We start from the raw sequence: 21187 nt of genomic DNA, 5'->3' as shown, positions 1-21187 counted from the left end.
GCATATTCTACATGTGCCGCCTCGTCAGGGAGAACCGATTCATTTCCAGGATGAAGGTTTTACGGTCATTCTTGGCCATGACGTCAAGGATGATGCCTGCGATGATGAGCAAGAGACCAGTGATCACAAGCATCACTGCGCCAACGAGTGTGGGGAAACGGGCGACCATGCCGGTGTGCCAGAAGTCCAAGGTTACACTGCCACATAGCGCTAATCCGATAATGCCGATCAGGCATCCGAACCCACCGAAGAAGGGCAGGGGTTTGTATTCACGGATCATGCGGAAGATGGTGCCTAATACCCTGATGCCGTCACCTACGGTGTTGAGCTTGCTGACGGAACCGGCCGGTCTATCCCGATATTGAATCGGCATTTCATACAGTCGAAGGTTGTTATTCAGCGAGTGGATAGTCATCTCGGTTTCGACCTCGAAACCCTTGGAAAGCACAGGGTAGGTCTTGACGAACGTGAAGGAGAATGCGCGATATCCAGTCATGATGTCGGTGACATGTGCGTGGAATAGGCTATTGATTGAACCTCGTACGAGCCGATTGCCAAAGTTATGGAAGGGTCGCTTGTTTTCTTGGAAATAGGTGGAGCTCAAACGGTCGCCAATCACCATATCGTAGCCTTCGAGGACCTTGGCAACCATGGCGGGCGCAGCGTCGGTGGGGTAGGTATCGTCGCCGTCAGCCATAATGTACACGTCGGCGTCAATGTCCTCGAACATGGCGCGAATTACATTGCCCTTACCCTGGCGGGGCTCCTTCCTGACGATTGCACCTTCGGCAGCGGCGATTTGGGCGGTGCGGTCAGTGGAGTTGTTATCGTACACGTAGATATCGGCTTGGGGCAGTGTGGTCTTGAAGTCACGCACGACCTTGCCGATAGTCACTTCTTCGTTGTAGCAGGGCAGTAGCACGGCAACGGAAGGATTCGAATTTTCTAGCATACGATCCACTATATCCTTTGCACTGGCCGACTGGCGATGGGCATAGGCCACCCAGCCGAGTGGCTCAACGGTCATTCATGGATGAGATGACGTTGGTACGGGTCCTTGTTCTCTTTCGCTGAGTATCCTCGCAAGAAGGGGACTGCTTGTTGCAAGAAGGGAATTGTTTGTCAGAGGGCAGCGTGTGGATGGAATTAATATTGCTGTGTAGGATGAATATAAAGTTGTATGAACGCCGTTGACAGAAACGATGCAAGATAGATGAAAAAACGTATAGTTGGATATGATATAGCGAAAACGTTGGCAATGTTCCTTGTGGTCATGCTTCACTATTCGCTTTACACGAGATACTATTCCAGCGGAATCGCCGGTACCTTGGTAACTGTCATGTGTGTGGTTTGCGTTCCCTTGTTTTTTGCAGTCAATGGCGCCTTGTTATTGCCGCGACCGTTAGATGAGCATCGCCACTACAGGAAAGTCCTCAATATCGTCATTATCGTGAGCATCTGGAAGGTGCTTGCAGCGATTTTTTTCATTTACGTTGACGGCTCCCAAACCGTGACGATTAAGGATTTTTGTATATTTCTGCTTGGCGGCAATTTAGGTGGATATCCTACTGGCTATTTCTGGTTTATGAATGCGCTAATTGCCGTATATCTTATCTTACCTCTGGCGAAGATGGCATTCGATTCGGATCGCAGGATTGTGCTTCATGCTTTGATGGCGGTGTTGTTTGGCTTTACTGTAGGCAAGGATACGGTATCCCTCGTCCTGCAGGGACTTGGAACATTGACCCATCATGATTTTGCGTCAATCATGAATTCGATTGATGAGTACTATATTTTCGGCTCATATGGGTATGTACTACTGTATTTCTTGGTCGGCGGACTTGTTGGTAGGAGATTGGTGCACGGTTCGGAAATAGAGGAAGCGGCTCATGGTGATATCCAAATCTCTCAAGGCATGGCAGCATGCGGCATCATTGTCTGCTATGCGGTGACGGTGTTGATTCAACGCTACCAGCATGCGGTTAAGGGTGTCGTTCTGACAGTGGAGAATGGCTATTGGCTTTTGCCGACCTTCGTTGCCACCCTTCTGCTGCTGCTCGCATTGGGGCGAGTGCGGATGCGTGGATTCGGAGCCGAGATGTTCCGTGCCATTGGCATGAATACATTTGGCATCTACATGCTACATATGGCTGGTCTGATTTTACTGTGCCGAGCGCAGGATACCTCTTTATTCAATGGTCTTGGAAATTTGAATTCGATAGCGCTCACCGTAGTGAATGTACTGTTGTGTATCTGTGTATTTGCAGGATGTCTGTTTATTACGGTTTTGCTGAGAAAGATTCCTTTCATTAAAAAACTTTTTGTACTTTGATTTAGTAAAAGGTTAGTAGAAATATGAAAAAAAATATATCTATAAATCATTTGGAAATGCGCCTTATTGTGCCTTTGGTACTTGGAATCATGTTCGGATTGGGAGACGAGGTCTCCAATCCTGACGGAACAATCTTGCAGGGCAAAGTTGCGTTGCTTGTGAAGATAGTTTTTTTCTGCACGATATTCACTATCTTGTTTTATGCGGTCGATCGTCTGATTGCCAGATTGCACCGTCGCCGTTCGGATATGGTCGGCCATGCATCTTCGGACAAGGGGACGGTACACCGTTTCTTTGACTACCGGTATTCTGCTGGAGCGATACTGAAAAATGCCGTTGCGATCATCGTTTGCTGGCTACCGTACATTATTTGGCTTTTTCCCGGAGTCTATTGGTCCGATACGTCAAAGCAGTTGCTCATACATTATGGCGTTGAAAAATTTACAGATCATCATCCTTTCGCTCTAACTTATTTGTTTGGTTGGTTCGCTGACTTTGGGCAGTGGGCTTTCCGGAACCCGATCTTTGGGCTGTACTGCCTGATCATGCTTCAGCTGGCGGCTGCGCCTCTGCTGTTTTCCTGGATGATTTCGTATACGAAAAAAATCGGACTTCCGCGAGGATTGTGCCATGCGGAGCTTGCGTTCTTCGCATTGTTCCCCGTCTTTCCGGTGATGTTCTCTTCTTTGGCTAAAGACACTATATCCGTCCTATTCTTTATTCCGTTTTGCATCCTGTTTGTGGAGGTAATTCGAACTCGTGGTGAAGCGATGAACAACTCTGGCGTTATCGCGACGCTCTTCATTTGCGGCTTGTTGGCGTGTCTGACAAAAAAAGCTGGTGTCTACGTGGTGGTGCCGTCCTTACTGCTAATGTTCTTGATCCATGTTTCTAAGAAGGCTAAAGCAATTTCTTTTGCGATAGGTGCTGTGATCGCGATCATCATGATGGTTCTGATCCCAAAGTTCGTTCTGCCGGCTTTGGGCATCGAATCCGGGGGCAAGCAGGAAAGCATCTCGTTTGCCATTCAGCAGGTGGCTCACGATATCAAGTACAACGGCAACGATATGACTGATCAGGAAAAGAAATTGGTCTCGAATTTTTTGACTATTGACTATGAGAAAATTCCTGAGGTCTATGATCCGCAGATAGCCGATCCCGTCAAAGGAACCAGTCTGAAGGACCCGGATTTGTTCAATGATTTTATCAAGCTATGGTTGAAGAAGACTGTGGAACATCCAATCGGGCATCTGGAGTCATGGATGGGCCTTGTTCGTGGATGGTTCAGTTTCTCCAATAACGATGGCACGCCGAACTATATGGTGGTGTGCACCGAGTCCGCTTGGTATTACGATCCGATTCTAAAATATATACCGCAATGGCCATTGAAGGCGTACAGAAGTGATACCGCTAGGTCCGTTTATGATATGGAACAGAGTATTCCAGTGTTGAACGCTTTGTTCTCCAGGGCACTGTGGGCTTCCATTTTGCCATCCTTCATGCTGTTTATGGCTTTGAGACGGGGAAAGGGCAGATTGAGTCGTGTCGCTTCCATGCTCCCGGTGGATATGTCTTTCGTGTATCTGTTGCTGGTCCCGGTATCGGGCATGGGTGGCGAGCCCACGCGTTATGTGCTGCAACTGATCTGCGTCGCGCCGTTGTTCCTTACGCTTATGTGCAAGCACGCAGACGGAATCAATGATATGAGTCGGCCAGCGCAAAGGTAGCGGTATGGCAGCATCATGAGACCGGGTGTTTTCGGGATCTCATCGTAGGTCTCCAGTCTCATGATGCTGCCGTCCTGTTTGCCGTTCAGCGTCGTCCGCGAGCCGCTCGAACAATGGCTTTCACTACATCACGGCGCCTGGAACCGATTGGCATCAGCGGATCGATGACCTTGCGAATTGGGTTGTTTTCCCCGACGGCACGCTCGTGTCGCGGTTGGAACATGTTTTCCGGTACCTTCGGTTCATTGGCCTTCACCATGCGCTTGAGCAGACGTTCGTAGAACGGTGTCTCACGGGCGTAACGCCAGTATATGGAGGCAAAATCGCAATCCGGGTCGTTCCAAGGCTTTTGGAAACCGGCATAGTGGATGATTTGCGGATTGCTGCGCGACCTTATGTAGGCATCGTAGATGTCACCGGGAGCCTGCACGAACAAGTTACCGACACGGCCACCGCAGTCATGCACTACATTCCATTCCCATGGCAGGTACAGTACGTTACCCTCGCAGTGCGCGTTTAGCACATCCTGATCGTTATATATGAAGGCTGGATTGGAAGCATAGGTGAGCCACTGCTTGATGGTGTAGCGTTCGCGCATGGCCCGGGTGTTCAAGATCAGCACACCCGCCTGAAAGTAATCGTATGGATTTTTCATCTTCAATACGTCTTTCGTATACTTCATACGGTCACCGTGCTTCACATTGAGGTTGGCAAGATAATCGATGTCGCGAATCGCACCAAGTAGCTTACCTTGCAGATCGGTGCGGTATAGCTCCGCGATGTCGCCGTTGATGACGATATCGGAATCGAGATACAGCACCTTGTCGTAGAAGGGCAGCAGTTCCTGTATCAGGAAACGGTAGTAGGTTTCGATACTGATATGCGCATTATTCGTGGACAGGTCATACCCGGCCAGCTCGCGTTCCACATTGGTAAAACGCAGGGACATATTCGGGAATCGTTTGAAGAAATCGCGTAGACGCTCTTGTTTGTCCCAGGCGATATTACGCTGCAATACCACCACATCATAGAGGTAGTTCGGATCGGCGTTCTTTATGGCGGAATAAACCGTAGTGGCCAGTTGCGGTACATAGTTGTCGTCAGCGGCGAACACCACAGGAATAATCGGCTTGTCATATACGGTGAGTGGCCCGAGCTTTTCCGCCGGTTCCGGATCGGTGAAATGTACGCATTGCAACTCTTTGAATCTCCAGTTGGAGCCGATGCGCTTATGATGCATCAGATAAATGTTCAATAAACGTTCGGAGAGATGTCCCGGCGTGCGAAGGGCTTCTTTGCTGTATGTACCGTAATCGGTCTGCTTATCGAATTCCTCGAGAATGGGGAACAGCCAAGAGCAGTAGTCGAAGAAGATATCCTTCCTCATGATGAACATGTTGCAGAAGCATGCCGTGTTACCTTTAAGGAAGGCGTCCGCGTCCTGCCTATAGTCCGGGTACATCTTGCACAGAATATGATAACAGCGTTGCAAATCGTCGTCGTGCAGCAGGGGGGCGGCTTCCCACAAGGCCCGTGGTGTGCCGTACTTGTTGATGATTTCCTCGAGATTGCCGAACGGCGTGGTGATTACGTCATACTGCTTGACGGTTTCCGCGATGGTTGCATCGTCCAAACCGTATTCCTGTGCGGCTTTGGCATCGATATAGTCGTCCATGATCTCACCGAATGGGTTCTCCTCATGCTCGGTTTCGGTGAAATCGAAATAGCGACGATAGTGGCAGAAGCCATAGTAGTCGGCATTGATGTTTTTCCATGCCCAGTATTGTGTGGTCAGCTCGCAGTAACGTGGGTTGAGGTCTGCGATGTTTTCGCCTTCATCATCGTGGAACGCCCAAGGGAACCGCTCCGTTTTTGGTCCGACTTGCACAGGCTGCATGATATTGCTGTCGAACAGGTCAACGTTTTTGTGCGTGGTGACGAAGATGCGGATGCCCTGCTTGGCGTAGGACTGAAAAGATGCTTCATTGCGGATGCGCGCATCCAAATCAACCATATGAGTGGAGGCACTGTGTTTCATCTTGAGAAATCGTATGGCGTTGAGATTTTTGCAATCCTCTGTCACTTTGAATTCTTTTGCAATTGAGAACCAATGATGGAGGGCATCATCTACGGATGATTCCGCACCGGTCACAATTTTTTCGTAGGCGTCATCCCGTACGAAGCGATATATTTCTCTACCAGTAATAGCGGGACCGAAGACGGCTTCCATCTGTTTGGCTGCTTTCCGTTTCTCTTGTTCTGGAACCCTGACTTTCCAATCGTTAGCCAGTAGTTCGGTGGCTTTTTCCCTATAGCCACGAACACAAGCCTGCAAATCAATCTCGGTATATTTCGTGGCATAGTCTGTCGCAGCTAAGAAGCAACGGTTGAATTGTCGACAGAATGTGCCATATTTTTCAGCGGAAATTTCACTCGTGCCGGTGACTCCGCGTCCGTAGTGGTAACGGTATCCGCGACAGTCTTTGCGTGAACGGTATGTCTGAGCCAAAGACGAAATGACTAGGCATTCATATCCATCCTCTGCTCTCTCAAGCCGATCACGACTCATGGCTTCAAAAGCTTTTTTGAGGAGTGAAGTGCGATATAAACGTTGTGTGACGCGCCAATCAACTTTCTGCCCTCGAGATTGATCATAGATATTGCTCGCGATATCGGCCTGTTTGCAATCTTCCGTCGGTGCATTATTGAATGCCTCGAAGTCATGGCACTCATCGGTGAGAATGTTGTTCTCTCCGATGACGGTAATACCATAGTGCAAGATATCGGCAGGACACAGTTCCATTGCATCGACAAGTTGCTTGCAAGTTTCAGGTGCGAGATCGTCATCGCCATCTAAGAAGAATGCATATTCACCAGTCGCGGTCTCAACACCTGTTTTACGAGTGAGGTGAAGTCCTTGGTTGTGTTCGTGTGTGACGTGAACGATGCGTGAATTTTGTGCGGCAGCTTGTGCAATGATTTGTGCGGTGGAGTCAGTGCTGGCATCATCTACGACAACCGCCTCATAGTCGGTGAACGTCTGTGCTGCCACGCTATCGAGGCACTGCTGCAGGTAGTCGCCGACATTGTAAGCGGCGATGATGATGGAAATTTTCGGCATTGTATCTCTCATTCGGTTGTGAAGCTTATTAGAGTCTAACTAAAAGTCCGTCTCAGTGCCCTGCAAACAGTCTTTTCAACATAACCTCCAAGCGATTATCCCTTGATTTGGTTGTCTCTTGTTGCGGTTGCTGCAGAATGCCAGAGTCATACAGATGATTGTACGCAGTTTTTCGCAGTGATAGATAGTGCCGGTTATCGGACTTACTAGGAAGCCCGTGTAGCCGTTCTATATGCTGCACCTTGCGTAAATACCATTCGGCCTGTTTTTGATCGCTTCGACTGGCCTCGGATTGTCGATTGTCGGCAACCAGATAGGCGTAGGCGTAGTCCCTTACGTATCGGTACAGTTCTCCGCAAACCGTGTCAGGTGCCCAAATATCGAGTATTCGCTGGAGTCCCCGCGTTTTATCATTGTCTGGCAGGTTGTCTTTCCATTCGTTCATGGTATGTTCGATGAGTTTATCGCGTACATCGGCGAGACGATCACTCCAGTCGGAGCGAAGGATTTTGGTATGATTTCGGGAAATGAACGTAGTTAGCATGGATAGGGCCTGAGCGTCCCATTGTGCCATAACGCTCAGCGAGCCGGGTGTGAGCTTATGTCCTAATGTGTCTCCACGGCCTAAATGGTAGAGATACCATGGTGAATTGGGAATACTGATATAGGTTGATGCTATAGAGTCCAAAATGAAACTCACGTATAGATCGTCGGAAAGCACAAGTCGTTGATTGGCAGCCAGCGCATAAGCGGAGCGTGCTAAATCGCCTCGATACATTTTGTGATGTACGTGCCAGTCGAAGTTCCCATTCGGGGAAAATTGGGTGAGGAGTATTGTTTCGCCGTTCAACCTGCGTGGTATAGGGGTGAGAAATGTTGTCATTCCAGCGGCTGCCTGTTGCGCTGAAGCGTTGGCCGCGATCACTTGTACTCCAAAATGGTAGATATCCGCTGGATAGCCATTCGCAAAATCAAGAAGTTTTCTCAGCGCACCGCTGGCAAGTTCGTCATCCTGGTCCATCAGCATGACATAACGCCCTGTCGAGGTAAGTACTCCTGTTTTCCGAGACGCGAGGGTTCCAGAGTTCCGAGAATGCCGAATGAAATGAACGCGAGAATCCTCAGTTGTGAGCTCAGCCGCGATGGTGGGGGTGTTATCGGTGCTGGCGTCATCGACAATTATCACTTCGATGTCTTTGAATTCCTGGGTTGTCACACTATGCACGCACTCAAGAAGGTATTTACTGTTGTTGAAGGTGGGGATAATGATGGAGAGTTGCGGCATACAGACCCCTTGCTCAGTGGTGCTCGGCTTCATGTAGGTTCCAGCTTAATGCGTATACGTCAGTATGCGAAACCGGTAGTGGTGTGAGCTCGAAGAGGATGAAGTCTCTTGCCCCTCCAGATTGGGGTCTGGCTGTGAGAGGCATGTGAGATATTTTGTCGTTGTGCGGTAAACGTCTTTTGGTCAATAGAAAATTATTAAATATTGCTGAAGATGGGTGCGCCACATTTTGCGCCCAAACGCTTTGCGCTAGTAGAATAGGACGCTTGTGAAGAACTTTTTTGACGGTCTCAAAAAGAGATACCACTATGCGATGGTGGTATTCAAGGAACTGGTGAAAACCGATTTTCAGCTACGTTATCAGGGCTCGTTTCTCGGCATGGTGTGGTCCGTATTGAAGCCTTTGATGCTGTTCGCTGTGATGTACGTGGTGTTCGTGAAGTTTCTGAAGTTTTCTGATGGCACCCCTACATTCCCGATTTCATTGTTGTGTGGTACCTGTCTGTGGAGCTTCTTTTCCGAATCCACCAGCATGGGTATGCAGTCCATCGTTGGCCGAGGTGACTTGTTGCGCAAAGTGCACTTTCCGAACTATATTATCGTGGCTGCCACAACCATGGGTTCCATGATTTCACTGGGCATCAACCTGCTCGTGGTGATTCTGTTCGGTTTCTTCGCCCACGCACACTACACTTGGCATGTGCTGCTGGTGCCGTTCAGTATTCTGCAGTTGTATGCGCTCGGCCTTGGCGTGGCCCTGCTGCTTGCTTCGTTGTATGTCTATTTCCGTGATGTCGCGCATATTTGGGAAGTTGTGCTACAGGCCATGTTCTATGCGACGCCTATTATCTACCCGATTTCCATGGTGGCCCAGAATAAGGAGTTCTCTTGGGCCGCCGACATCATGATGTTGAATCCGACCACGCAGGCGATTATGGATATTCGCCATAACCTGCTTTCGCCGGAGTATGTGCCGACCGTATGGACCATGGTCGACAATAAGCTGCTTTGCCTGCTGCCATACGCGCTATCTGCGTTCATCCTGTGGCTGGGAATTCACGTGTTCCACAAGTACAGCTCCAAATTCGCAGAGGTGCTCTAAACCATGACTGAGGTTGTAATGACTGAGAAGACAACTGTTGACGAACGTCCAGTGGTATTGAAGGTTGACCACGTTGCCAAGATGTTTCGGTTGCCCACCGAACAGGCTACAGGGCTGAAGATGGCCTTTCTGAACTGGACGAAGGGCATTAAGGGCTACACCGAACAGCATGTGTTGCGCGACATCGATTTCGAGGTGCGTCAAGGTGACTTTTTCGGTATCGTCGGCCGTAATGGTTCCGGCAAATCCACGTTACTGAAGATCATTTCCCAGATTTACACTCCGGAACAGGGCTCGGTTACGGTTACGGGTAAGTTGGTGCCGTTCATTGAGCTTGGTGTCGGTTTCAATCCGGAGCTTACCGGTCGTGAGAACGTGTATCTGAATGGTGCCTTGCTTGGCTTTACTCGTACGGAAATTGATGCGATGTATGACGACATCGTGAAGTTCGCCGAGTTGGAAGAATTCATGGACCAAAAACTCAAGAACTATTCCTCTGGCATGCAGGTACGTCTTGCTTTCTCCGTGGCCATCAAGGCTCAAGGCGACATCCTTGTACTTGACGAGGTTCTCGCCGTGGGCGACGAGGCATTCCAACGGAAGTGTGATAACTTCTTCGCCGAGATTAAAAAGGACCCGACCAAGACCGTCATTCTCGTGACCCACTCCATGGATGCGGTCAAAAGGTATTGTAATAAGGCGATTCTTATTAAGGACGGCGAAATCATTGCTTCCGGCAATAAAGACGATGTAGCGGACCGTTACACGTTGGAGAATCTGCGTCGCGAGAAGAAAAGTGTGGCGGAAGAGAAAGAGAAAAACGATGCTCCAAAGTATCCGTTAGGTCTGAGCGCCACCGTTCCCGTGTTGAACGTAAAGCCATCAAAAGAGCCGGTCTGCACCATTGTTGGTGGTTTTGATTTTGAAGTTGAATACGATTATCGCGGAGATAAAAATTTTTACGTCGCGTTGGCCATGCATGATCTTCGTAGAGGTGGTCTGCCTTATGGCGATAGCTTTGACCTGAGCCGGAAAGGCCATCATACGGTGCATTTTCATTTACCAATGGATTTGTTCAATAATGGCGACTTCCGTCTTGTTGCATCACTGCATACATGGGATGGCTCCCATCCGGACACTGCGGAGATGATTGCGTTCACCAATGAGGAAAATTCATGTGATTTTTCCCTGCGTGATGCGAAAGGAAAGGATAATTTCGCCCTAATCAACAAGGTCTCTATGGCGTATGAAAGCTTGGACGAAACACTTGCCACAAGGCAGAGACCAATGGAGGACTGAACGTTGAAGAAGTCGACCATCAAACGTTGCGTCTCAAGTACATTGGCGGCAGCGCTCGTTGGATTGAGCTCAATCGCAATGATGGTACCGCTTGCTCATGCCGACTCTAGTGCGGCAGACACTATGTATCGTCTATATAACAGGCATTCCGGAGAACACTTCTATACAGGCAGCGCAAATGAAAGGGATGGGCTCCGCCGCGCCGGGTGGCGATGGGAAGGTGCCGGTTGGGTCGCCCCACTTCATCTGGTACCCCGGTGTATCGTCTATACAATCCTTACGTAGGGGACCATCATTTCACGGTGAGTTCACAAGAACGAGACGCTTTGGTATCTGCCGGATGGACCGATGAAGGAATTGGCTGGTATTCGTCGGATGATAATCGTTCATTCCCTCTTCAGCGTCAATACAATCCTTATGCGCATACTGGCACGCACAATTACACGCTGAATCCAGGTGAAGCTTCTTACCTGATCAGTCGTGGAAGGCGAGACGAAGGTGTTGCTTGGTATGGTATTGGCGGTGCCTCTTCTGCACCGTGGGGTACCTCTCCCTCTGAAGCACCATTCAAAAACTGTAAAGCCGTAAGAGCTGCTGGCAGAGCCCCCATTTATCGTGGAGACCCAGGGTATAGCAGCAAGCTTGATACAGACAATGACGGTATCGGCTGCGAGTAGATACATACCTATCCGCATATGAACGGGGATGTCCTTCCACTAAGGGTAAGTAGAGGACATCCCCGTTCATATGCGGATAAACCATTGATTGCCAAGTAATCTTGTAGTAACCGTCATATTGATTGAGCTGTCGACTAATATACTTGTCTTGAATACAATCCTTATTCCATTGGAGTAACAGGCGGTGGAAATCATCACTACATGACCAAGGCTTGGGTGCATGATGCTCTGGTGAGCAAGGCTAGAAGTATGAGGCATTGGTTGCTGGTCGGTCGGCTCGACGCCGGTGTATCGCCAGTGCAATCCGTATCCACCGATGGATTCGCTAGAGATCTCTCCGCCCATCGTTGAAGAAAATCTGACTGATAGGTCATTCGGAAAAGGAATGCGGAGTAAATTCCATAAGCAAGAATATAGTCAAACTAACATCGCAGCCGTCAGTACTGAGGCGAATCCACAGCAGATGCCGATCAACGGCATACTGACGGCGATGATGCGTGACTTCCGATTCTGCAGCGCCAGCGCCCAACAACACAGTACCAACGGGACTAGGCACATGCCATAGCGTACGGTTACCACGGAAAACATCAGACCGCTGCTCAGATACTCACGAATCTGCACCAGTGTAGGGTACAGAAGCATGGAGAACACTGTGGTCCCCAGTAGCATGGTATGGGAGACGTCGCCGTCGTGCTGGAAGTATAGAAAACCTACGGCTCCAATCATTACCACGGTCAATAAAGCGGACCACATGATAAAAGCAGGCTGGTCCGACATATCACGGCCGGCGGAAGTGAACGCGCCCAAGTCAAGACCCGACAAGGCTGTTTTCATCCATTCCCAAACAGGGCTTCCCTCTATTTTGGGACGGTAGACTGAATTGGGATTTTGCCAGTTCTCTACGCCACGCATATTCTGAAATTTTGACCATCCGAAGATACACAGCAGGGAGACGATACCGGTCGCACATGAACTGATGATGCCGTTGCGCCCTAGACGAACGTCACCAAGATACCACCATAGAGCGGATGTTGCGAATACCGTCGCCGCGAATCCCAAAAAACCGAAAGCGAACGTGCCCTTCATCAGACAGAATAGTAACGCCATCACTGCAGGCAACCAATCGCAGCGATGCTGTTTGAACACACGCGCAGCGCTCCAAGTCAGCAGGGCACCACATGCAAGTGCCGGCGCATCGTTCGTCACGGCGCTTCCCGCGTTCAGAAATACAGGAACAAACGGGATGACGGCTACGGCACTGTAAGCATACAGTCGGTCAATCCCCCATGCTCGTAAAGCACGATAAGTAAGGGCGAGGCCTAGGATAATCCAAGGAATCTGCATGAGTCGAGCCGCCTGGGCGAACGATACCGAATGGTCGATATGTGCGATTATCCGTGCAGCAAAGCCAGTGACCGCATAATAGAGCGGTGGATGAATGTAATTGTACTGTTGGCCTTGTGCAGGGAATTTTGTCGGATCTTCAGCATCACCGCAGGGGGGCAACTCGGCATTAGTCTGGCTAGAGCAGGCCCAGTCATCAAGGATTGGCTGCTCCACAGTATCGCCTTTGGCGGGAATGCGGCCATGCGATGCCGACCAAGCATAGCTGATATGCGTACCCTCGTCGATTTGCGAGAACACGCCATGATATTTTGCTTGAAGAAGTCCAAAGAACAGTGCCGGAATAAGGACGATAATCGTCAACCATGCAATGATATTACGGATTCCGCCAACTCGATTAGTAATGTTGTGAAGGCTTGCACGCATCCGGATTGTCTTTCTCCCTACCAGGCAATTTTGTAATGGCCGTCGTACTGATTGAGCTGATGGTTGATGAAAACCCCTCGTTGCAGATCCTTGTCCCAACGCGCGTAGAATCGTGCCTGCTCGTCGATGGCACGACGTTCCTTCCGCACATCCTGCTCATCACGGCCGCGGCTGGTATGTTCGCTGTGATATAGCTTCGCCTCAGGGTCGAACACCACTAAGAAGCCTTGTCTTCCAATTTTGAGACACAGATCGACATCGTTGAGTACTACGGCCAGTTCTTCATCGAATCCGCCAACAGCGTCGAACACGCTGCGACGTACCATCTGACAAGCACCAGTTACCGCGGCACAATTGTATGGGTACCGCATGGTCTCCATATAACCGCCGTCTTCGTGTGATAGTAAATCGCCTAAGTATCCCACCTGATCGGAAGATACCCATACTCCGCCATGTTGCACCAGATTATCAGGGAACAGCAATTTGGCTCCGACTACGCCGACTTCCGGCCGTGCGAAGAAGCTGACCATGGAACCGAGCCATTCGCTGTTAATTACTTCCGTATCGTTGTTGAGGAACAGCAGAATCTCACCATCGCATTGCGCGGCACCGTAATTGCAGATAGCGGAATAGTTGAAGCCGGTTCCCTGCCAAGTGACTACCTTGATTTTGTCGCTCTGCTTCTGGACTTCGTCGTAGTAGGCGAAGGTCTCGCTTTCGGTACTGTTGTTCTCGACCAAAGTGATGTCATAATTCTGGTATTCGGTCTTTGTGAGCACGGCATTAAGGCACCGGCGAAGAATATCGCTGTGATCCTTGGTGGGAATGACAATGCTTATTTTCGGCGGATTGTCAACGATATAGCGATTACGGTACCGGAACGGCAATTCGGATTCCGAAACCTCCACTTGTAGATCAGTGCGTTCGAAGTGACGTTCCAAAGCGATTCTGCCGGCGGTCTCTGCATAAGGCTTGCTGTCGGGGTTCGTGCTGGTAGAATTTTGGTGCATACGCCAGTGATACAGCATGTATGGCACGTTGGTGACCAGACGTGCCCTCTCGCAGCACTTCAACGTTAGATCGAAATCCTGAGCACCACTCACGTCGGCAGGTGAGAGCTCCACCTGTTCAAGTACGGTGCGGCTGATCACCAGCATATGTGTCACATAGTTGTAGGCATTAAGCAGGTCGGGATTGTAGTCCGGCTTGAACACTGGCCAAGTGTATCGCCCGTTATCAAGCAGGTCTTCGTCGCAGTACAGCACATCTGCATCAGGTTTGCTGTGCAGTACGCTGATGTAGCGATACAGCGCATCTGGCTCGATTACATCGTCATGGTCAACAAACGCAATGTAATCGCCATGGGTCTCACGAATGCCGATATTTGTATTGTCAGCGATGCTCTTGTTTTCCTCGGTGATGACACGGAAACGTGGATCGCTGAGTTTGTCGAGCAGTTTGTTGACCGACTGTGCTTCAGGCCCATGGCCACTGACGTTGACGAACACAACCTCGAAATTGTCGTAGGATTGTGCGGTGAAGCTGTCGATGAGTGCTTGCAGGTATTCGACTGGAGGATGGAAGATGACGGTCACGATGCTGATGAGAGGTTTCATCTCGTCCGTCCAGGATTGACAGACTCTACGCTGGTTGCGGATGTCGGCCACAGTTGCACGATGCTGCTCGAACCACACGTGGTAACCATCATCATAGGAGGCATGTTTGGTGAGATCACGGGCGCCGTTGACGAATCCGTCGAACATTGGCGGAAGAATACAGGTGAAGCAAGCGTCCTGATGTTCTGGCTTGGCCTGGATGCATATGGTTTTGTTGCTGTCTGTGACGATGATTGAGTATACCAGCTCGTGAATCTGACGTGTGTGGTCATGCGGGTCGGTGATGAGTGAATCTTCAAGAATGATAGGTGACAGATCAAGCCTGTGCGCTGCAGCATCAAACACAGTAATGGAACAGGATTCCTGCATGCCGAAATAAGGGTAACGTACATGGAAACGGCACGAATAATGCTGTTCGTCGACGGGGTAAATGCCGGTCACATAAGCGTGGGGCGTGCCAGAGATTCGCCGCTGTTCAATGCCGCGGATTTGGGCTGCAAATTCGGGACGTAGTCGGTACGTCAAACGGGACTTGATTTTTGTTTGTATTGGGTGGAACGGGAACGAGCCGAGAACAGTGTGAGAGTTGCGGTCTGTAATGATTATTGTGAGTCGAGTGCCGTCCAGTAGCGGTACAACCACTACGGACTCATGCACACCATCACAGGAGATATCACCCCAGCCGACTCTTGCCGTCATATCTTCGCCAGGGAATCCGATGGACACCACGGGGCATTCCAGAATGGAGTTGTCCGTCATCTTGATGGTCGCCTTGAGGTTATCTGCACTGACATTCGTTGCGATTTTCACGTATCCTTTACCGTCACCTCGGCACAACCCCAAAATTTGCACAACCATCATGTCTCTTTCGTCGGTGTATCCAGTCGTTATGGAAAAGCAATTCCCGCATAATTCATAACGTTTTCGAACGTGCGCTATTTTACCGTTCGTCACGTACAGTCTCCTAAAAGGTAGCTCAGTGTCACGATGGCGGTGGGGATCCCCACCACCATTCTTGGTGTTTCTGTGAGGGAACGTTCAAGGACGGTGTAGCCGTATTCAATTTCCCGAAACGTTTAGGGCTGGCGGACGCTTTTCAGTTTATGTCTGTGGGTGTTCCATAGGCGAGGAGGGACATCCTTTCCGCTTAGGAGAATATGAGGGGGTGCGCATGAAGCATTTTAGTAAGGAGTATCGCTGAACTGTACGGTCAGCATGTCAGAGAATGATTCCTAGTCAACGCTAGCTGGCGTGCCGAAGGCATCGGCTGGAGCGCGGCCAGCACCAAATGATTCGACGTTGTGTTGAGAACCCTTGTCTCTAACAAGGAGATTAACATGAAGGAAGTGTTTCAGTGTGGGTCTCAGAGCATCTGCAGGTCATGCCGAAGCCCTTTTGATTGCACCACCGGTCTGCGATGGTGCGTAAAATCCAGACAGATCATCATATAGTTGAAGTTGATTGCAGTAAGGTTACTATGCGTCTTTTTATCCAGATTCCATGCCTTAATGAGGAACAGACACTGCCTATGGTCCTGAAGAAGATGCCAACTGAGATTCCCGGCATTGATGACATTCAGCTGCTTGTCATCGATGATGGCTGTTCCGATAAGACGGTGGAGGTAGCCAGCAGTCTCGGCGTCAGGCATTTTGTGCATCATGCAAGACCGATGGGATTGGCCCGTGCGTTCCGTGATGGTGTGGACTATGCGTTGAAACACGGTGCGGATATAGTGGTCAACACTGACGGTGATAATCAGTACCCGAGTGAGACCATAGGCGAGCTGGTACAGCCAATCATCCGCCATGAGGCCGATATCGTGGTCGGCGACCGCCAGACCGCTACCATCAAGGAGTTCAGCTGGTTCAAGCGTAAGATGCAGCATTTTGGCTCTTGGGTGGTCAACAAGGCCGCTGGTACACATATTCCGGACGCGGCCAGTGGCTTCCGTGCCTACTCCAAAAATTCCTTACTCAAATTGAACATCATCACTGAATTCAGCTACTGCATGGAAACCATCATTCAAGCAGGTAACAAACACATCGCCATTACTTCCTACGCCATCACCACCAACCCAAAAACTCGTGAATCCCGCCTATTTAGCAACATTTTCGAGCATATGGCCAAGTCTGGTGGGGCCATCATCCGCAGTTTCCTAATGTTCAAATCAAATGTGATTTTCAAGTGGGCTGCCATCATTTTCGGTTTTCTCGGTCTCGTCCCATTCGTGCGATTCCTCGTGCTTGCCTGCATGGGCAATAGTGCAGGTCATGTGCAGTCGCTGTTGCTTGGTACGGCCCTGCTCATGTTGGCTGCATTCTGTATAGCATTACAAATCATTTCCGAAGTGCAGCGCATTCAGCGCAAGTTGGTGGAAGACCAGCTTGAACGTATGAAGGAGGTTACCTACTCTATCGAGTATCAGAAAATATGGGCCCAACAAAACGAATACGGCGAATTCTCTCCGGCGCAGGGGCTTGACTAAACGATTCGATAATGGGAAGGACCTGAATCTATGCCGCGAATTTTGGCATTCGGCACTTACAACGTGCGCAAACATCCACGCGTCGGCATTCTCATTGATGGTTTGCGCAAGAACGACTGCGAGGTTGGGGAGATTAACGAGCCTCTGCAGCTCAGTACCGCTCAGCGTGTAGAGATCCTTAAAAAGCCGTGGAGGATATTTGGATTCTGCTGGAATCTGTTGAAGCTGTGGCGTTTACTCGCCAGACGTGCCAGGGCGTGGATAAGCGTCAACGGCAAACCCGATGCCGTGCTGGTTGGCTATATGGGTCATTTTGATGTGCTATTCGCGCGCCACATGTTCAAAGATGTACCGATTATTCTCGATCACTTGATTTTCGCCGGAGACACTGCAAAAGACCGTGGCGCACAGGGGTTGAAGGTCGAACTCTTGAAAATGCTCGACCGCATGGCCATCAATGCGGCAAACCTTGTGGTGTTGGACACTAAGGAACACCAACAGATGCTCCAACCGAAAGACGTTAGTATGGTGGTTCCTGTCGGAGCTTCGGATGACTGGTATGAGGTTGGCAGTTACGTGAGTGCTCGCACAACTGATATCGTGTTCTACGGCTTATACACGCCGCTGCAAGGTGTACCAGTGATTGCTCGGGCTGTGCGCATACTTGCCCAGCGTGGCGTCACACCGAACTTCACCTTTGTCGGTAAGGGTCAAGATTACAAGGAAGTCCGTGAACTCTGCAAAGGGCTTGATAACGTCACGTTCCGCGAATGGGTGGAGCCCGAGGAACTGCCCACTCTGGTCGCTTCTCATGCCATCGCCCTAGGTATCTTCTCCACTACGCCTAAAGGTCTGCGTGTGGTGCCGAACAAGGTATACCAGTCCATGGCGGTCGGTTGTGCGGTTATCACTAGTGACACCAAACCACAACGCAGAATGCTTGGTGACGGTGTGGTGTTCGTACAGCCGGGCAATGCGAAATCATTGGCTAACGCAATCGAATCTTTGGTGGCAAATCCGAGCATTCTTACGAAAAAGCAACGCAGGGCACTGGAGGTTTCGCAGCGATTCACCAGTGAGAACATCACCAAAGAACTTGCTCAATGGGTTAAAGATCATGCTTTGACATAGCCAGTTCGGTGAAGATACTGATGAGGATTGTATGAATAAGCTGAAGAAAATATTCGACTCCCAATTGCTCCGCTGGGTTTTTTTGGCTGTCGCGCTGGTTGGCCTAGTTTGGGCCGTTGTCAAGAACTGGGGGTCTTTGGTCTCCGCGTTGGCGGTATTGCCATGGCATATCGCCTTTGCTAGTGTAGCTCTGGCGATAGTGTACGTATTCTTCACGATGTGGTCTTGGAAAGTGATTCTTGCTGACCTTGGCTCAATGCTTGATTGGAATGTAGCGACACAACTGTTTGGTATCAGTCAGATAGGTAAATACATTCCTGGAGGTGTATGGAACATCGTCGCGTCTGCGGAAATTGGTCGTGATCATGAGATTCCTGCGCATCGTTCCGTGACGGCCATGACTATCGCGGTTCTCATTTCGTTACTATCTGGGACTGGTATTGGAACCATCACAGTGTTGAGCACATCTGTATCGATTCAAGTACCGGTTTGGCTGATTGTGTTACTTCTGGTCGTATTGATTGCACTGCTTATGCCACCGGTGTTGAATCGATTGATTGGATTTGGCTTCAAACTGCTGAAAAGACCTGTTCCGGAACGGCAGATGACGTTTAAAGGGCTGGGTTTGGCTACGCTGCTGGCAGTTGTCGCATGGATCATCGCTGGTATTCAAGTGTGGGTGTTGGCCTGTGGTTTTGCCATGCGCCCATCGATGGCTAGTTTGATGCTCTCTATTGGTGCTTACGCATTGGCTTGGGTGGTCGGTTTCTTAGTTGTATTTGTGCCTGCCGGTACTGGTGTACGTGAAAGTGTGCTGGGCCTGTTCTTTGCAGGCGTACTTAGCTCTGGCAGTGTGCTGGCTGTCGTTCTGATCAGCCGCATTGCCATGACAATCGCCGATTTAATGTTTGCCGGTGTCGGTGTCTTGCTGAAGACACGGCGATGATAGAAAGAAGCATGCGGGGATGACGGGCCTCTCGTTTATCTAGGCTATTTCATCCGAGGGAATGTTCCAGCTTAGTCCTTTACCCCCCTAATCTGTGGTGATGAAGGAGCTGTGACTCGATTTTTGAAGTCATGCCATTGTGCACGCTAGTTTGCATGCGGGTTGTAGATTTAACGGATTAAAATTTTGCGCTCTCAAAAACAACGGTAGATTTTTGTGAGAAAGTATGAGAAAGTATGAGAAAGCAGGTAAGTGTAATTCCTGTTTCCAATGTCTCGTCAAAACCCTAGGACGATGATAGTGATATGCATACCAAATTGGATGTCCAGTGAATGGTGAGCTAGCGACCGGACGATATGGGGCTGTGGGAATCAGGCTTTTCCCGAAGAAGACACACTTGCGATACTTTGCCATGATGAGATCAGTCACGCTTGAATAGATCGCGCGTGAATACCTTGCTGGCCACATCGGCAAGATCATCATTCCAACGATTGGCGACGATAATATCAACCCGCTGCTTGAACTCGGTCAAATCGTATGTGACTTCACTACCATAGAAATCAGACTTGCCCAATGTCGGTTCATAGATCACCACTGCAAGGCCTTCGCCTTTGAGTCGTTTCATCACACCTTGTATGGCGGACTGACGGAAGTTGTCGGAGCCTGACTTCATGGTCAGGCGATAAATACCCACCACCGGGTTTTCTACATTCCTGAGTTGGTTGAGAATCTCATCGGAAATAAAATCCTTACGGGTACGGTTTGCCTCGACAATCGCTTCGATGAGGTTCTGCGGCACTTGGTTGTAGTTGGCCAGCAGTTGCTTGGTGTCCTTCGGCAGACAGTAGCCGCCATAGCCGAAGCTCGGATTATTGTAGCCGTCACCAATACGCGGGTCAAGGTATACGCCGTTGATGATTTCGCGAGTATTTAGGCCACGGCTTTCCGCATAAGTGTCAAGTTCGTTGAAATAAGCCACACGTAACGCCAGATACGTATTAGCAAATAGCTTGATGGCCTCCGCCTCGGTGGTGCCGACTACTAGTTCCGGAATACCGGTGCTGCCGTCCGGATTCGTACGGTTCCATTCCATTGGATCCGCACCTTGCGCCAACGATGCTGCGAAATCGCGTGCCGCCCGAACGGAACGTTTATCATCCTGCGGAGCGCCGACCACAATGCGGCTCGGATGCAGGTTATCGTACAGTGCATGGCCTTCACGCAGAAACTCGGGGGAGAACAGGATATGGTCATCATGTAGACGATTGCGCAGTTGTCGGGTGTAGCCGACCGGAATGGTCGATTTGATTACAATCCAAACTTTCGGCGCGTATTCGCGTACAGTACTGATTGCAGATTCAACGCTGGAGGTATCGAAATAGTTCATCTGTGCATCATAGTTAGTGGGTGTCGCGATGATTGCAAGATCCGCGTTGGAATAGGCCTCCTTCGGACTGCTGGTGGCATGGAAATCTAATGGGCGTTCGCCGGAAGTGTTGCGGGTAAGAAAATTCGTGATTTCGGAATCAACGATCGGGCTTACTCCGCTATTAAGCATCTCCACTTTTTCTGGCACTATGTCAAGTGCATGCACTTCATTATGTTGGGATAGCAGCAGCGCTACGGAAAGGCCCACGTATCCGGTTCCAGCCACTGCGATTTTCATTGACAACCTGCTTTCAATTTACAGTTGGAT

General features: G+C 49.9%; 15 protein-coding genes. 9 read left to right on the top strand and 6 right to left on the bottom strand.

All coding sequences use genetic code 11. The features are described 5' to 3' along the window. Positions 1–7 precede the first annotated feature (7 nt). On the bottom strand, positions 8–952 hold the full coding sequence (locus tag HMPREF1494_RS04065) for a glycosyltransferase family 2 protein (RefSeq protein ID WP_034519835.1): 945 nt from the start codon (positions 950–952) through the stop codon (positions 8–10). Positions 953–1213: 261 nt separating this feature from the next. Here HMPREF1494_RS04065 and HMPREF1494_RS04060 point away from each other — a divergent pair, with 261 nt between their 5' ends. After that, positions 1214–2332, top strand: a complete 1119-nt coding sequence (locus tag HMPREF1494_RS04060) for an acyltransferase (protein WP_034519833.1) — start codon at positions 1214–1216, stop codon at positions 2330–2332. Between the two features lie 23 nt (positions 2333–2355). Further along, positions 2356–4059 (top strand): DUF6020 family protein, encoded by a 1704-nt coding sequence (locus tag HMPREF1494_RS04055; RefSeq protein ID WP_051404707.1) that lies wholly within the window; start codon positions 2356–2358, stop codon positions 4057–4059. An 85-nt stretch (positions 4060–4144) separates the two neighbouring features. Here HMPREF1494_RS04055 and HMPREF1494_RS11170 read toward each other — a convergent pair whose 3' ends face one another. Further along, entirely contained in the window at positions 4145–7180 is a 3036-nt protein-coding gene (locus tag HMPREF1494_RS11170) for a DUF4422 domain-containing protein (RefSeq protein WP_081724102.1), read from the bottom strand. A 52-nt stretch (positions 7181–7232) separates the two neighbouring features. Beyond that, a complete protein-coding gene (locus HMPREF1494_RS04045) occupies positions 7233–8498 on the bottom strand; it encodes a glycosyltransferase family 2 protein (protein ID WP_081724101.1) in 1266 nt (421 codons plus the stop codon). Between the two features lie 235 nt (positions 8499–8733). Between HMPREF1494_RS04045 and HMPREF1494_RS04040 the strand changes: the two genes are divergently transcribed. From HMPREF1494_RS04040 to HMPREF1494_RS11960, 4 genes are all read left to right on the top strand, one after another. Beyond that, positions 8734–9567: an ABC transporter permease gene (locus HMPREF1494_RS04040; RefSeq protein WP_034519829.1), complete on the top strand. Its 834-nt coding sequence runs from the start codon at positions 8734–8736 to the stop codon at positions 9565–9567. A 3-nt stretch (positions 9568–9570) separates the two neighbouring features. Then, on the top strand, positions 9571–10866 hold the full coding sequence (locus tag HMPREF1494_RS04035; protein ID WP_034519826.1) for an ABC transporter ATP-binding protein: 1296 nt from the start codon (positions 9571–9573) through the stop codon (positions 10864–10866). A 78-nt stretch (positions 10867–10944) separates the two neighbouring features. Beyond that, the gene (locus HMPREF1494_RS11680) at positions 10945–11151 is read left to right on the top strand and encodes a hypothetical protein (RefSeq protein ID WP_306471384.1); all 207 of its coding nucleotides are present in this window, start codon (positions 10945–10947) and stop codon (positions 11149–11151) included. Then, a complete protein-coding gene (locus tag HMPREF1494_RS11960) occupies positions 11079–11543 on the top strand; it encodes an excalibur calcium-binding domain-containing protein (protein WP_396334927.1) in 465 nt (154 codons plus the stop codon). Before HMPREF1494_RS11680 ends, HMPREF1494_RS11960 begins: the two co-directional genes overlap by 73 nt. A 417-nt stretch (positions 11544–11960) precedes the next feature. Here HMPREF1494_RS11960 and HMPREF1494_RS04030 read toward each other — a convergent pair whose 3' ends face one another. Together HMPREF1494_RS04030 and HMPREF1494_RS04025 are read right to left on the bottom strand one after the other, a co-directional pair. Then, positions 11961–13313 carry a glycosyltransferase family 39 protein gene (locus tag HMPREF1494_RS04030; RefSeq protein WP_034519823.1) on the bottom strand — a complete coding sequence of 451 codons (1353 nt, stop codon included), beginning with the start codon at positions 13311–13313 and terminating at the stop codon, positions 11961–11963. 17 nt (positions 13314–13330) lie between these two features. Then, positions 13331–15790, bottom strand: a complete 2460-nt coding sequence (locus HMPREF1494_RS04025; RefSeq protein ID WP_081724100.1) for a glycosyltransferase family 2 protein — start codon at positions 15788–15790, stop codon at positions 13331–13333. 556 nt (positions 15791–16346) lie between these two features. Here HMPREF1494_RS04025 and HMPREF1494_RS04020 point away from each other — a divergent pair. Genes HMPREF1494_RS04020 through HMPREF1494_RS04010 form a run of 3 tightly spaced genes read left to right on the top strand, consistent with a single transcriptional unit; the run spans position 16347 to position 19491 of the window. Continuing rightward, entirely contained in the window at positions 16347–17414 is a 1068-nt protein-coding gene (locus HMPREF1494_RS04020) for a glycosyltransferase family 2 protein (RefSeq protein ID WP_197017146.1), read from the top strand. 30 nt (positions 17415–17444) lie between these two features. After that, entirely contained in the window at positions 17445–18545 is a 1101-nt protein-coding gene (locus HMPREF1494_RS04015; RefSeq protein ID WP_034519820.1) for a glycosyltransferase, read from the top strand. Between the two features lie 31 nt (positions 18546–18576). After that, positions 18577–19491, top strand: a complete 915-nt coding sequence (locus HMPREF1494_RS04010) for a lysylphosphatidylglycerol synthase domain-containing protein (RefSeq protein WP_034519816.1) — start codon at positions 18577–18579, stop codon at positions 19489–19491. A gap of 421 nt (positions 19492–19912) precedes the next feature. Here the strand turns inward: HMPREF1494_RS04010 and HMPREF1494_RS04005 are convergent, their stop codons facing one another. Further along, positions 19913–21157, bottom strand: a complete 1245-nt coding sequence (locus tag HMPREF1494_RS04005) for a nucleotide sugar dehydrogenase (protein WP_034519815.1) — start codon at positions 21155–21157, stop codon at positions 19913–19915. Positions 21158–21187 lie beyond the last annotated feature (30 nt).

The organism is Bifidobacterium sp. MSTE12, from assembly GCF_000513015.1.
Taxonomy (GTDB): domain Bacteria; phylum Actinomycetota; class Actinomycetes; order Actinomycetales; family Bifidobacteriaceae; genus Bifidobacterium; species Bifidobacterium dentium.
The sequence above is the reverse complement of the archived record's forward strand: the minus strand, read 5'-3'. Positions and strand labels throughout refer to the sequence as shown.